Here is a 14,007-nt window from a genome sequence, read left to right as displayed (position 1 = left end):
CACTGGCTGATACCGTGCCAGCGCCACCCGGCCCGTTTACACATTGCTTCTCAAATCACCATCTGCCAACTCTTGGCGGATGGTGATTTTGTATGACACCATGCCCACCATCCTCACCCATGCCGTTGTCCCATGCGCCATCGGGCTGGCTTGTGGTCGCGCCATCTTGCCCCGCCGGTTGGTGGCCCTGGGTATGTTGGCCGCCATGCTGCCTGACCTGGATGTGCTTGCTTTCAAATTCGGTATTCCCTACGCCCATGCCATGGGTCATCGTGGCATGACCCACTCGCTGGCTTTTGCCGCCCTGGCGGGTTTACTGGCTGGTCTATGCGGTAAGCCGCTGCACGCCCGCTTTCCGATTGCCAGCCTGTTCATCTTTTTCTCGATGGCCTCACACGGCCTGCTGGATACCTTGACCACCGGCGGCCTGGGCATTGCGCTGCTGTGGCCCTGGTCGGATCAGCGCTTCTTTGCGCCTGTTCAGATGATTCGCGTGTCCCCGATCGGCCTGTCACGCTTCCTGTCCGAGCGTGGCTTGATCGTACTGTGGTCTGAGTTCAGATGGGTTTGGCTGCCCTGTATGGGCTTCGCGCTGGGCATCGCCTGCTGGCGCCGACATCGCGCCATATGCCACGAACCCGACCATCACCGGTAGCCCCGTCAGATAGACCTCCCCGCCAAGTGGCTGGCCGTCATGTGGTGTACAAAGCCAGTGACATCACGAGATCAGAGCTATCATGAAGCAATGCGCGAATCGCCACTCATTACGTCATGACCCGACACCAGCTCATCGTCTTACTGCCAGCACTTCTGGCCGCCAACATCGCCCATGCGGACAAGCTGATCTTTGCTTTTGAACCAGGCAGCTCCGACCCCTATACCATCATCCAGGGTAACGAGCTGAAAGGCGGGCTGATGAAAACGCTGGGTGATGCCCTGGCGCTGGCTGCAGGCCTCACCCCCAGCTACTACATGACTTCCCGGGCCCGCATCGAAAAAGACACCGAAACAGGTCTCGCCCATATCAATTGCCTGACCTCTCCGATCTGGTTCAAAAACCCGCAAGCCGTGCGGTGGTCGATCCCGGTCATTCAGGAAGAAGAACGCTACCTGATTCATAAAGATGCGCCAGATATCATCAACCTGACCGATCTGGACACATTACGGGTCGGGATGATGAAAAGCTACCGCTACCCGACGCTGGAAGCGGCCATCGCCCAAGGACGCTTTCAGCGGGATGATTCCAACAGCGTTCAGCAGGCTTATCGCAAACTGATCATTGGACGCATCGATGCCCTACTCGCCAAGGACATCCAGATCACACACCTGCTGAAAAATGACCCTGGCAGGCAGGCTTATCGGCTGGCCACCCGCGTCGAGAGCCGTAACCAGCTGCAATGTGCCATCTCGCGCCAACTGCCTTTTGAGGCCACGCGCCTCGAACACGCATTCCAGAAACTGAAACAAAGCGGCCTGCTGGAGCAGCTCGCAACGCAATACCAACCACATCCGTCCGCATCGCAGCATGAATCCTCCAAGCAACCCTGACCCCACCCGATCCCGCCGGTGCGGTCTCATGAAGAGGGCCGGCCAATCGGACGCCACTTCTGCCATGTCGCAGGCTATATTGACGGGGGGCCACGACAGGTGCCCCTATCCGATCGACGCACATCATGAAATCATGTTCACCCAACCTGACCATACAAAGTACCAATGATGAAAAACTTGTTCTATAGCCTGATCGCCAGTTTATTTCTGTTCGCAGTCTATTACTTCATCTGGGGTGGAAAACGTACCGGCAACATCGAAACGCAATACCGGGAGCCGATTCTCAACCAGTTGAAACTTGACCTGGCCCAAACCAGCCCCCTGTGCGTGTATGCAGGCCCCTTCCCCGCCGCCATCAACACCTGTATCGGCTGTACAGCCTTGAAGGACGCAGGTTTGATTGAATCCACCCCAGTCAGCGAAGATGGCGGCCCAGCGCGGGAGATGTATGTGTTGACCGCTGCCGGCAAAATTGCCTACCGCGATGACCAAGAGCCCAATATCCCCCAGCCACGCCCTCGCATCTGCCTGGGAGATGCCCAGCTGGACAAAGTCGTGGATGCCCTGCCCACGATGCAACTGGGGGCGACACGCTACCTATCGTTCAAATACCGTCTCCGCGTCAACAACCCGCACCCCTTGCTGAAAGAGGGCGTGCCCGCCATGAAGGTGCCCAAGCTGATGGCGAAAGACAACGTGCTCGATGAAACCTTTACCACCACCGCTGTCATCAACCCTGGCGGAAAGGATATCTATTTTGACGGTGGATTCCGCTATGGGAAATGGGTCAACCAGAAATAGCGGTTGCCTATTTCCTGCCACTGTGTCGCTGGCCTCAAGCCAGCGACCAGATGAAACAGACAGCCATGCAAAAGCCGGGTATCGATCCCCCCACTCGGCGGCTGAGTCCTGTCACACAGGATCGCCTTGTTCCTGATCAATGAGGACTAAGCCCCAGGGCGGAATTTCAGCATCAGTCCAGACGGTAATGGCTCGCTGGCGGGCCAGGGTGGAAATGGAGAGGCTTTAAGGATAGCGTTCTGGACTGATTTGTCATACGCCGCATTACCGCTGCTCTTTTTGCGCTCGACCTTCAATACCTTCATGGCGGGGGAAAGCGTCACAAAGAACACGGCCTCGGGGTTACCTTTCATATTTTTCGGGATCTTGATGTGACGCTTGATCTTGAGTTGGGTCGCCGTGATGAATTGGGTCAATTCGCTTTCCGGCGCCACGATGATTTCTGTTTTGAGGCCGGTATCAGTAGGTGTCTGCTTGGGTGCGGTGCCCACACCTTCGATCGAGGCTGGGGTCTGGGGTATTGTCGGAGTGGTGCAGCCTGCCAACAGGCTGGCCGTCAAGGTGATGAGGGCAAGTACAGGCGATGATTTCATGACTGCATTCTGGTGGATGACGATGAACGAAAAAGGGGGCCTAAGCATTCAGCAGCAACCAAGTTGCATCGGGATTGTGGTCAGCGGCAAAGGCGTCGAGCCCCATCCGATACCGACTCACTCAACAAATTTGCCCCCTCTCGCAGCATAGGCTCCGGGGCGCTACGATGCCATGCTTGCGGCGGAATGTCATCCGTTGATTGGCCGCCTGGCAGAGATGGCATGACCGGGGGGATGCAGGCCAGGGCGATCTCGCAGATTCGCCAGCGCGAGGCCGCGCGCCCCTCGCCTGCCAGCGACCGGCGGGCTTGATGGCAGGCGCTCACCAGAAGCGTTTGTTGATCAGCAGATAATGTAGAAAAGTGCCGACAAAGATCGTCAAGCCGATCCAGTTGTTGTCGAGAAATGCACGGAAGCACCGCTCGGGAATGCGATCCTTGATCAGGTAATATTGATAGCCCACCAACGCCAGCGCCAAGCCCAGGCAGGTGTAGTAGACCCAGCTCATCCGGATCAGATGGCCGATCACTGCCATGCCGGCCAGGAACAGCAGATGACAGATGACGATCGCCGCGACATCCTTGTTGCCGAAGGTGATGGCAGAGGTCTTGATGCCAATCTTCAGGTCATCTTCACGATCCACCATGGCGTACGCCGTATCATAGGCAATCACCCAGAAAATGTTCACCAGCACCAGCATCCAGGCCAGCAATGGCACCCTATCCTGCGCAGCGGCAAAGGTCATGGGAATGCCGAAGCTGAAGGCAATACCCAGATAGGCCTGTGGAATGGCGAGAAACCGCTTGGTGAAAGGGTAGCTGGCCGCCAGCAGCAGAGCGGGCACGGACAACCACTTGGTCAGCGCATTCAAAGGCCAGATCAACAGGAATGCGCAGATCGACAAGGTACCCGCCAGCAGCAAGGTTTCCTTGGTGGTGACACGCCGTGCAGCCAATGGCCGTTGTTTGGTACGCGCCACATGGGGGTCGATGTCACGATCGGCATAGTCATTGATCACACAGCCTGCTGAACGCATCAACACCGTACCGAACACAAAGATCCAGATCAGCATCCAGCCGGGCGTACCATACGCCGCGATCCACAAACCCCACAGCGTGGGCCACAGCAACAGCAGAATGCCGATAGGCTTGTCCAGCCGCATCAGTTTTTCGTAGTCATCCAGGCGTTGTTTGAGTTGAGTCCAGTTCATTTCTTGGCAAATCCAGCACAGCGGGCAGAAAGACTTCTGTCACCAGCATTGGTGAGTGTTTCAACAAAAAGACTGAACGCCTGGCCCACAAAGTGGGAGGCAGATCAGGAAAGAGCGTCGCCATGCGACGATACAACGGATGACGGCGATCGATCCGCTGGAAATGGAGGGGCTGTCGCACCACCAACGGATTGGCGAACAAGACGCTGCCAAGCGAGCGATTGCCCAGTCGGGCCAGAAACCGCCACGTTCTGCGCAGATGCTGCGGACAGACGACCGTATGGCCAAATACGGCAGGCACCCCATTACACCTTAGCACGACTTCTCGCACCAGCCCTTTGCGACGAGCGTTGAGCTTCACCAGTCGGGCTTCATCGTGCTGAACTGGCTTGAGGCGCTGCTCGATGACTTCGACACAGAATTGTTTGCTGTGCGATATCAACCTGGCGGTCAGCGAACCACGCTCATTCAGCCAGGGGCGCAGACGGCGCGGATGGGCAGGGGCAAATGAAACCCAAGGGTCGTGCAGATGGCGTGTTTTCAAATTCTGGCTCTTGGATGCTCATCATGGTGATCGACCTGGGATACAGGCCGCTCGCGCCTGCGGCACGGGTGGTAGGCGCCCACGAGCATCGACATCGAAAAAAACGAAGGCCGTATTATGCCAAAAAGCTCACCACATAGGGCGATTGCCCTCATCCGCCACGGCATGAAGTGCAGAGGTGAGATAACCTGATCAAGGCTGGTCGATGTCATTTCACGACCAGTGCAGAGCCCAAGTCACAACCAAGCGGCACATTGCTTGCTAGAATGAATTCAAAAAGCGGTGCAAACTGTCAACATAGACACCAATAACATGCCGATTCTGATACTCGGGGACATTCCACCCCACCCGTTTACGAGAACGATTCCATGCACCCTTGCTTCTTGGACACAGCGAGGCCGCACATTGCAACGACAGATTGAAACGATTGTGTCGGCTGCCCTACACAGCCGACAGGTTCGTCATGTCCGGCAAAAGCCCGCCTGGGCCGGTCTGCTGGCTGCAAGTTGCCTGCTTTCACAATTGGCCCATGCGGTCATTCTGGAGGATATCCGGGTCAAGAGCCACCTGGGGCAACCGTTTCGCGCCCAGATCGCCTTTCAGGCTGAGTCGGATGATCAGGTCGATAGCAGCTGCGTAAGGGTACTGCCCATCGAGCAGAGCACTGCCAGTCTGCCCTTTTCAAACACGCGCATCCAGGTGGAATCCCGTGGCAATGGCCAAGGCAGAATCCGCCTGTCCACACTGCAAGGCATCACTGAGCCTGTGCTGCGGTTTGCAGTGCAGTTGAATTGTGGTGGTGGACAGCTGACCCGTGAATACACAGTGCTGATCGATCCCGCCGAGCTGGCGCAGCTTGTTGATGAGCCGGATGAGACCCCTGCGCCGATCAACACAAACCGGGAAACGGTGGTGAGGCAGCCGGGTGTGTCGGCCAAACCAGCCAAACAGCGCCCCCCCATGCCGCCACGACAAGCAGCAGCCCAGACTGCCCAGCTGAGAATTGCGCAAACCGAGGTACCCACCTTGCAGATGGACTCAGCGCCGATGACGCAGGGTTTTCAACTACGGATTTCAGAAACACTGGACCCACAATTCCTGAATCGTCCGCCCTTGAGTGAAGCAGAAAGGAAGCGGCGGCAGGTTCTGTTGCAGACCATGGCCGCCGATGATGCGACTGCCGATATGCTCAGGCTGAACAATCAGATCACCAGTCTGGAAAAGCAGCTATCAGCGTTGCGCCAGCAGCTCGACACCGGCAATGCCAAGTCTGCACCCTCTACGGTGAGCCGCCATCCCTCTGCACCACAGCTCGCTCATGATAGTCCGCACAACCATTGGCCGGTGTGGGTCGATTATCTGCTCTGGATGCTATTGCTGGGCGGCATGGGTGGCGTGGCCTATCTCGTCTATCTGTATCGTGCCCGCCATTTGGCGGATCGCGATCTGGCCACCAATGTGGATGCTACAGACCAAGCCCCACCCAGCCAGGCAAGCGATGACCTGGCGCAACGGGCCGCAGAAAAGGCAGCCACTGCTCATGCCGAAGGCCGTGATGTCAATATCGAACACGACGATATCATCATCGTCAATGACCACGAGCGCTGGCTAATCGAAGAGGCGCAGATCTTTCTCAAACAGGGTTGGCACGATCAGGCGATCTCGCTGTTGGCGGAGGAGGTACAGCGCAACCCCTACCAGCTTGACATCTGGCTGATGTTGTTCGAGATTTTCCAGCGAGACAATGATCGGGCGAAGTTTGCGGAATACGCCGAACGGTTCGAGACCTTGGTCAAAGGGTTGCCCATCTGGCGCACCATTTGTGACATGGGCCGCGCCATCGACCCAGAGAACCCGCTGTATCTGCAAATCGGCTGAAGTCGCGGGGCTCACTCAGCCCGCTCGTCGTCGCCACTGAACAAAGGCCTGCCGCTGTAGGCCGACAACCCTCTGAACCGCATCATCAGCACCTCAGTTGCCAGGAGCAATCATGTATCTCACCTCACACGCCTTTCGCGAAGGCGAAGCCATCCCTGTTGAATACTGTTTTGGTCAAATCGACCCGACGCAGCATGTCACCCTGGCCCCGAACCGCAACCCGGATCTGGCTTGGCACGATTTGCCTGCTGACACCCGCTCATTGGTGTTGATCTGCCATGATCCGGACGTGCCGAGCCGAGGCGATGATGTAAATCAAGAGGATCGTGTCGTGCCTGCGGATCTGCCACGGGTGGATTTCTTCCACTGGGTCATGGTCGATATCAACCCCAACCAGCAAGGCATCCAGGCAGGTCAATACAGCGATGGTGTGACCCCGCGCGGCAAAGCCGGCCCCGCATCCTTTGCGGGCACACGTCATGGGGTCAATGATTACACCGCCTGGTTTGCCGGGGATGCCGCCATGCATGGCAACTACTATGGCTACGATGGCCCTTGCCCACCCTGGAATGACAGTATCAGGCATCGCTATATCTTTACGTTGTACGCGCTGGATATCGAACGTTGCCCCGTAGAGGGCAGATTCACAGCCACTCAGGTGCGTGAGGCCATCGCACCGCACACCCTTGCTCAGGCATCGCTGACAGGTTGGTATACGCTGACCCCAGCCCTGCGCCAGGTTTGACACTGTTTCATGGCCTGTGCCGACCAGCCTCATCTGGGCGGCCCCAGTCTCACCCCATCATCCACAAGGAGTCTGTCCATGAAAACGATCACTTGGCGTGCCGTGTTCTGCAGTGTGGTATTGTGTGCAACCTCCCAGATGGCCCTGGCAGCCAAAGGCGAGGTGGTCACCTACAAACAGGGGGATACCGAGCTGGAAGGCTATCTTGCCTGGCCAGACAAGATGGAGGGCAAACGCCCGGCTGTCTTGATTTTCCATGACTGGACCGGCGTGGGCGATTATGTCAAAGGCCGTGCCAAGCAGCTGGCCGACCTGGGCTATGTGGCGTTTGCAGCCGACATCTATGGCAAGGGTGTCCGCCCTGCGTTTGGCCCCGAGGCGGCCAAGGTATCCGGCCAGTTTTATAAAGACCGCGACCTGCTGCACGCCCGCCTGGCCGCCGGTTACGACTGGCTGAAGGAGCGCAAGGAAGTGAACCCGGACAAGATCGTGGGGATGGGCTATTGCTTTGGTGGAATGGCCGCGCTGGAGTTGGCCCGCATGGGCACTCCTGTGGCGGGTGCCATCAGCTTTCATGGCAATCTTGGCAACCCGACACCGGAAACCGCCAAACAGATCAAAGGGAAAGTGCTGGTTCTACACGGAGCCATCGATCCCTATGTCAAACCGGAACAGGTGGATGCATTCATGAAAGAGATGAATGCCGCCAATGTGGATTATCAATTCATCGCCTACAGCGGGGCCGTCCATTCGTTTACGCAGCCCCATGTCGGAACCGACATCAGCAAAGGCGCAGCCTATAACGCAGCAGCAGACCGCCGCTCATTCGAGGCCATGAAAACCTTTCTGCATGAAGTGTTCCAATAACCTGGCTCAACAGATCATGAACAAAGGGCACCCAGGTGCCCTTTGTCATTCCAGATCAGAATCGATATGGGTAGGCTGGATATCCGCCACCGGAAAGATCATCTCGAAATCAGTCACCCGGCAAGCGAACTGTAGCTTGCCTTGCGTGAAATCAGGGAAATACGCGGCATCCACCTCTGCACACAACATGGCGGCCCGGCGGAAATTCCCTCTCCCCTTCGGGGTGTAGATGAAATGCATTCCGTGCCGCAGCTGACCCAGGCGCCTGAACCGCTCGGGAATCCAGCTTGATTTGGCCGGCAGGCGCAGCCCACTATGGGTCAAGTGCAGATCGACGAATACTTTGCCATTCTTGCGGGCACGGATGCGATCAATACCATCTTTGCCATATTGCACATCAAAATCGCAATGTTCCTTCGGTATGCCCCAGTTTCTCGCACCGTTGACGATGCTGCTCAAGCTCGATACATAGATCTTGCTGATGGTCAGGCAGCGTTGGCCGGAAAAATCACACGACCCTGGCATGAACAGCAGCTCCCGATATGGGCCGCAGTCTGCCGTGTGGTAATCGACGAACATGACATAGGCCAGATTGCCCTCACGCGTGAGACGCAACGCATCATCCAGAAAAGCCTGTTCGTCCAAGACTGCATCTGGCATGCGAATAGCCAGCAGGTAGCCCGTACCCGTCAACCGCCATGGTGCGGGCAGCACCGGTACTTGTGCCTGCCTGCCCACGTACTCTGCAACATGCCATCCGTCCACTTTACATTCCGTTCCATTTCGTCGTTCTCGCCAATTATAATTTTTAAAAACAAATTGACAAAATAATTATGCCATCGATATATCTAGATGTTTGATAGGGTTCGCCAGATCAAATACTTAAATGACATCGTTTGCAGCCACTACATTTCATGGATACCGCCATCATGGCGCAGCCAGCATGTGCAGCACCTTGATGTTATTGCGCGCTTGAATCCAGACAGACTGACTGACCAAGCAGACAAGCCATAGTTCCCCCACTCAAAATCGGGCGAAGTGGTGCATCCTGCGGCAGGTTGGTGTAAATGGCCTACAGAAAAGGGTTCCAGCAAAAAAATGTGATGACTGGGTGCTCAATACAAACATATGGAAATGGGCATTTTCAGCCAATGACTACTCAAAACACCCCTTGCAGCGACAGTGTCCAGATATGGGTATGGTTGTTGTCGGGCGGAGCGACCGATAGTGCGCCGGGCTCGGTCAACAGATAGCCCTGCTCACCACCGCGACGTGACAGCCGATCCCATTGAAATTTGATCGCCATCTGGTTGGGCAGATCATAACGGACACCCAGTGACAGGGTGCGCTGCTCGCCGGCGATGGATCGGGCCAGTAATTCGGCAACAGTAGCTGCGTCTTGGCTCAGTGGTGTGGCTCTGCGCAACCCGGTGTCGGTTTTATCGCCATACTCTCGGATTTCGCCATAGCCCACATACGGAGTCCACTTCCCGATCCGATACCCGGCCATCACGCTGCCGGAAACGGAGCGCTTGGGCAGCGGGCGAAAATCGCCATGAAAGGCAAAAATTTCACTGCGTATCGTCCAGCGACTGTCCAGCCACTCGAACCCGAGTGCCAGTTGATCCAGCCGAAAGGATTTCTCATTGTACTCACCAGCCAGCGTCTCGTTGCCCTCGGCACGGGCCGCCACGCGGATCAGCTCGGTGCTGTCTGCCAGAATCGGGTCGTACAGCCCCAATTTGGTGGTACGCAAGGCCACCCGCCCGGTGGCGTTGCCCTGGTTCAATGCCAGGGAGATCCCGACACAGTTGCGCAATGTGCGTTTCAAATTGACTGAATAGTAATCGGACTGCCCTGCTGTCAATTGCACTTTCAGCAAGGCATCGCCCAGCGCAACATCATGCTGCAGCATCAGCCCATCCAGTTCTGACTTGGGCACATAGGCGTAAGGCTCATGGGGCACTCTGACCATCAGATTGGCATAGTCGGTGAACATGGCTTCTTCCAGCATCAGCAACCCTTGCACGGTTCGCCCCACTTTGATCGACCAATCCATCCGTGGCTTGTATTCGATAAACGCCAAGCGTGTGCGGATGGCAGGCTCCTTACTCGCCCCCCGGCGCAACAGCCATTGCGCCTTGGCAGCCCATTCAGGTGACCACCGTCCACCCAGCATCAGGCCGAATTTGCTGTCCGGCCCCCAATCCACTGCACGCTGTTTGGCTGGGCGGTCCTGGTCGCCATAGGGGATGTAGCGATAGAACTCGCCCTCACGGTTGGTGCGGATGGCCGAAATGCTGTAGTACCCATTGAGCGTCCACTCAAACCGTCCAGGGTCGTGGTCGACCTCCCCAGCCCAGGTGCTGCTGGACAGGGTGATCATCAGCAAGGTCGTCGTGCGTTTTTTCATGGCCGCATCACCCCTATTCATGGTACCCAATAGACCACTTTCACCCGGTCATTGACTTGGCTGCCATCGACATAGGCGATGCTGCCAGGTCGCTCAGCCACCTTCATCAATGCCTCTTCCGAGCTCTTGATCACCTTGGGCTGCGTCGTCGCCATGCCAGAGAACACCAATCTGGCCCACTGCGCTTTGACCTGTTGCGGACTCAAATTGGCGATTTTCAGATAGAACTGCTCCCGCAACGGGTCTTCATCCGGCAGATCGATGGGCTGAAATGCCCCACTCAACCCTTTACCAAGAAACACCGCTGCCACCTGCGCCTCAGTCAGCTTGTGGGTTGCCGAGGAAGGATGCACCACCACGGCCAGACTGCCTTGCCGAGCAATCCGGGTCGGCTCTTCCACCAGCGCCCAGCGCTGCTTCAATTCGGCCAGCTTGGGCTGTTTGCGGAACTGCTGCAGCCCGCGATTCAACGCATCCAATTTGGCCTGCGTGTAACGCCCAAGTCGATTCATGACCACCACGACATCCAGGCGATCGATCGGCGGATTGAGAACCAGATAGCGGTTTGCATACTCTTGGCTTTTGTTCGAAGCCAGATAGCGAACAATGGTTGGATCTTCCAGAAACACATCAAAGCGTTTGTAGATCAGCTTACGCAGGTTGAGCTCGGCATCCGATACAAATTCGAAATGCAGGTTCGGAAAACGTAAATCCAGCCCGAGCCCCGCCACAGCGCCAATGACGCGCCCTTCCAGGTCACTGATGGATTGATAGGATAGCCCGGTGTCCGAGCGGGTGATGGCATGCAGATTGATATTGAGCAACGGTTGGGAATTGACGGCCTGCTCGACACCTGGGAAGTTACGCTCCACCCCAACCACACCATCAATTTCCCCAGAGAGCAGCATTGCTTTGCTACGCCGAGGTGGGATGATCTGCAGACGGAGTTGATAACCGCTGCCGCGTAAGACTTCAGTCAACAGCTCGCGATAGAAACCCCGCACCTCACCTTTTTCCTCAAAGGCATAGGGCGGCGTGGGCTCGGCACCAAGCACGATCTCCAACGGGCCCGTGTCCGCAATCAGCAGCCCTGGGAACAGGCCCAATATGAAACAGAGTACACACCGTCTCAATCGCGCAACCTCCCGACTGACAAGTCAACACACGGCGCCGTTGACAGGTTTCATAGCCTGCGTTGACCTGCTTCAGGGGGTTGGCCCGACAGCACAAGCCACCGCATAGTGATCCATGCAATAGGTTTGCAATAAACAGTGTGGATATGAAACCATTTCAACACAGCCTGAAACCGCGTGTGGTGTTGGCGTGATCAGTCGCTGGCATTCACCAGTATCATTTCTCTCGTCAACCAGCAATCCATACATGTCAAAATCGACATGTATATGCAACAAGTAACAACCTGAATTCAGATTAGATCAGCGTCAACTCAGAAATTAAGATTGAAATTACATATATAACTGTTGCTTTGCAGCAATTATCAAGGTTGTGACACTGATGTCACCTTACGGACAAACCATTGAACCAACAATGAATATGAAGATTAAAATATTTCATTTGCTGACCAGATCAGCATGAGAAAGGGCTTGCTCGACATTTTCCAAAAGTAATTATATTCACACATAAGATTTTACGAAAACCCGTTTCATATCAATCACTCTGATCTGCTAAATACCACTCAAGCCTGGGCACTAGCCTGGCAGCGGAGCGCCATCCCTCACCCCAGGTGGGTTTGGCACGACATCAGTGGTGCCTGGCACTCCCCCCACCTATCATCCCTTCACCAGACCACACGGCGGCGGCTAGCCAAACTGGCTGGATGTGAGCGCGATTACGTGCCCAGACGTGATTGCAGCATGAATGGGCTTCATATCAGCGACCACCAATTTTCAATTACCGCATACGCCGCTTGGTGTAACATCAAGCCCAATACGATCCTTGTCATTTGCACATCATGAATCAGACTTTCAGCTTTGAATTCTTCCCCCCCAAGACCACCGAAGGGGTGGAGAAACTACGCAATACGCGGCGCCAACTGGCGCAGTTCAACCCCAATTTCTTCTCCGTCACCTTTGGTGCTGGCGGAACAACCCAGCAAGGCACCATCGACACAGTGCTGGAGATCCAATCAGAAGGCCAACAGGCTGCACCGCATCTGTCCTGCATCGGCAGCACACGTGACAATATCCGCTCCTTGCTGAACCTGTATCGCGAGCAAGGTATCAAGCGGATCGTGGCATTGCGAGGCGATATTCCGTCGGGGATGGTAGAGGTTGGTGAATTCCGTTACGCCAACGAGCTGGTCGAATTCATCCGCCTGGAACATGGCGACTGGTTTCATATTGAAGTCGCAGCCTACCCGGAATACCACCCGCAGGCTCGTACCGCGCTGGATGATCTGGACAACTTTGCCCGTAAGTGCAAGGCCGGCGCCAATTCAGCCATCACTCAGTATTTCTTCAACCCTGACGCCTACTTTGCATTTGTCGATGAGGTGAAATTCCGTGGCGTGGATATCCCCATCGTGCCCGGCATCATGCCCATCAACAATTTCAGCCAATTGGCCCGATTCTCGGACACCTGCGGTGCGGAGATCCCCAGATGGTTGCGCAACAAACTGCAAGCCTATGGTGATGATGTCGCATCGATCCGCTCGCTGGGGCTGGATGTGATGACCGATCTATGTGACCGTCTGTTGACTGCCGGGGCGCCGGGCCTGCATTTCTATACCTTGAATGGCGCAGGCGCAGTCTCCACCATCTGGCAACGGCTCGGACTGTAACCAGGGAGTGGTCATGGCAAAATTCAACGAGTTCGTCGAACACATGAAAGAACAGCTGGCCCCATTGGGCAGCATCACCTCACGCGCCATGTTTGGTGGGTATGGTATTTATCTGGAGGGCACCTGTTTTGCCATTGTTGATGATGATGTCTTCTATGTGAAAGTGGATGATCACACCCGCCCGGATTTCGAAGAGCACAAACTGCGGCCTTTCAGTTATGCCAAGAAAGATGGCAGCACCGCCAGCATGTCCTATTACCCGCTACCTGCGGAGGTCATGGAAGATCGGGAAATGCTGCTGAACTGGGCACAGACGGCCTATGGCGTAGCCTTGCGGGCGAATGCCAAGAAAAAGAAACCCCGGCAGACTGACGACCAAGCCAATTAAGTGTTGAAGTTCAGACTAGATCTGGCAGTCAAGCCCTGCTGAGAGGAGGGGTTCCCCGTTTTGATAGAGATGCGAATCTGATCGAAACGGCGCACAGGTGCCAAGGCGTAACCCCCGATCAAAGCCATCATTACCCCTCACCACGGCGACCTGCAAGCTCCACCCGTGCACTCAGCATCAACCGGATGACACTGTGCGGGCGGAGTAAGGGGGATGCACTGCG

14 protein-coding genes are annotated in these 14,007 nt (G+C 56.0%); 8 read left to right on the top strand and 6 right to left on the bottom strand.

From position 1 onward, the window contains the following. Positions 1–100: 100 nt before the first annotated feature. The 3 genes from HNQ59_RS05570 (at position 101) to HNQ59_RS05560 (ending at position 2,349) form a co-directional block, all read left to right on the top strand. Entirely contained in the window at positions 101–655 is a 555-nt protein-coding gene (locus HNQ59_RS05570) for a metal-dependent hydrolase (RefSeq protein ID WP_184036272.1), read from the top strand. Between the two features lie 116 nt (positions 656–771). Next, a complete protein-coding gene (locus tag HNQ59_RS05565) occupies positions 772–1,548 on the top strand; it encodes a substrate-binding periplasmic protein (RefSeq protein WP_184036270.1) in 777 nt (258 codons plus the stop codon). Between the two features lie 165 nt (positions 1,549–1,713). Continuing rightward, positions 1,714–2,349 (top strand): helix-turn-helix domain-containing protein, encoded by a 636-nt coding sequence (locus tag HNQ59_RS05560; RefSeq protein ID WP_221320182.1) that lies wholly within the window; start codon positions 1,714–1,716, stop codon positions 2,347–2,349. A gap of 146 nt (positions 2,350–2,495) precedes the next feature. On the opposite strand, the gene HNQ59_RS05555 is transcribed toward HNQ59_RS05560, so the two are convergent. The 3 genes from HNQ59_RS05555 to HNQ59_RS05545 all read right to left on the bottom strand — a co-directional run bounded on the left by HNQ59_RS05555 (position 2,496) and on the right by HNQ59_RS05545 (position 4,696). Continuing rightward, positions 2,496–2,942, bottom strand: coding sequence for an energy transducer TonB (locus tag HNQ59_RS05555; protein WP_184036266.1), 447 nt, complete (start codon positions 2,940–2,942; stop codon positions 2,496–2,498). Positions 2,943–3,264: 322 nt separating this feature from the next. Continuing rightward, positions 3,265–4,152 (bottom strand): 4-hydroxybenzoate octaprenyltransferase, encoded by an 888-nt coding sequence (ubiA, locus tag HNQ59_RS05550; RefSeq protein ID WP_184036263.1) that lies wholly within the window; start codon positions 4,150–4,152, stop codon positions 3,265–3,267. Then, complete coding sequence (locus HNQ59_RS05545; RefSeq protein WP_246490860.1) at positions 4,118–4,696, bottom strand: chorismate--pyruvate lyase family protein; 579 nt, start codon at positions 4,694–4,696, stop codon at positions 4,118–4,120. The genes ubiA and HNQ59_RS05545 overlap by 35 nt, the downstream gene beginning before the upstream one ends. Positions 4,697–5,101: 405 nt before the next feature. Between HNQ59_RS05545 and HNQ59_RS05540 the strand changes: the two genes are divergently transcribed. From HNQ59_RS05540 to HNQ59_RS05530, 3 genes are all read left to right on the top strand, one after another. Beyond that, positions 5,102–6,574 (top strand): type IV pilus assembly protein FimV, encoded by a 1,473-nt coding sequence (locus HNQ59_RS05540; RefSeq protein ID WP_184036261.1) that lies wholly within the window; start codon positions 5,102–5,104, stop codon positions 6,572–6,574. A gap of 112 nt (positions 6,575–6,686) precedes the next feature. Further along, the gene (locus tag HNQ59_RS05535) at positions 6,687–7,319 is read left to right on the top strand and encodes a YbhB/YbcL family Raf kinase inhibitor-like protein (RefSeq protein WP_184036259.1); all 633 of its coding nucleotides are present in this window, start codon (positions 6,687–6,689) and stop codon (positions 7,317–7,319) included. A 78-nt stretch (positions 7,320–7,397) separates the two neighbouring features. After that, positions 7,398–8,186: a dienelactone hydrolase family protein gene (locus HNQ59_RS05530; RefSeq protein ID WP_184036257.1), complete on the top strand. Its 789-nt coding sequence runs from the start codon at positions 7,398–7,400 to the stop codon at positions 8,184–8,186. Between the two features lie 45 nt (positions 8,187–8,231). On the opposite strand, the gene HNQ59_RS05525 is transcribed toward HNQ59_RS05530, so the two are convergent. From HNQ59_RS05525 to HNQ59_RS05515, 3 genes are all read right to left on the bottom strand, one after another. Then, positions 8,232–8,951, bottom strand: coding sequence for an acetoacetate decarboxylase family protein (locus tag HNQ59_RS05525; RefSeq protein ID WP_184036255.1), 720 nt, complete (start codon positions 8,949–8,951; stop codon positions 8,232–8,234). 394 nt (positions 8,952–9,345) lie between these two features. Continuing rightward, positions 9,346–10,599 carry a hypothetical protein gene (locus HNQ59_RS05520; protein ID WP_184036251.1) on the bottom strand — a complete coding sequence of 418 codons (1,254 nt, stop codon included), beginning with the start codon at positions 10,597–10,599 and terminating at the stop codon, positions 9,346–9,348. Between the two features lie 17 nt (positions 10,600–10,616). Beyond that, positions 10,617–11,732 (bottom strand): transporter substrate-binding domain-containing protein, encoded by a 1,116-nt coding sequence (locus HNQ59_RS05515; RefSeq protein ID WP_184036248.1) that lies wholly within the window; start codon positions 11,730–11,732, stop codon positions 10,617–10,619. A gap of 836 nt (positions 11,733–12,568) precedes the next feature. Between HNQ59_RS05515 and metF the strand changes: the two genes are divergently transcribed. Together metF and HNQ59_RS05505 are read left to right on the top strand one after the other, a co-directional pair. Beyond that, a complete protein-coding gene (gene metF / locus HNQ59_RS05510; protein WP_221320181.1) occupies positions 12,569–13,396 on the top strand; it encodes a methylenetetrahydrofolate reductase [NAD(P)H] in 828 nt (275 codons plus the stop codon). Between the two features lie 13 nt (positions 13,397–13,409). After that, a complete protein-coding gene (locus HNQ59_RS05505; RefSeq protein WP_184036245.1) occupies positions 13,410–13,784 on the top strand; it encodes a TfoX/Sxy family protein in 375 nt (124 codons plus the stop codon). The last annotated feature ends 223 nt before the right edge of the window (positions 13,785–14,007 follow it).

It is taken from the genome of Chitinivorax tropicus (genome assembly GCF_014202905.1).
Classification (GTDB): domain Bacteria; phylum Pseudomonadota; class Gammaproteobacteria; order Burkholderiales; family SCOH01; genus Chitinivorax; species Chitinivorax tropicus.
The sequence above is the reverse complement of the archived record's forward strand: the minus strand, read 5'-3'. Positions and strand labels throughout refer to the sequence as shown.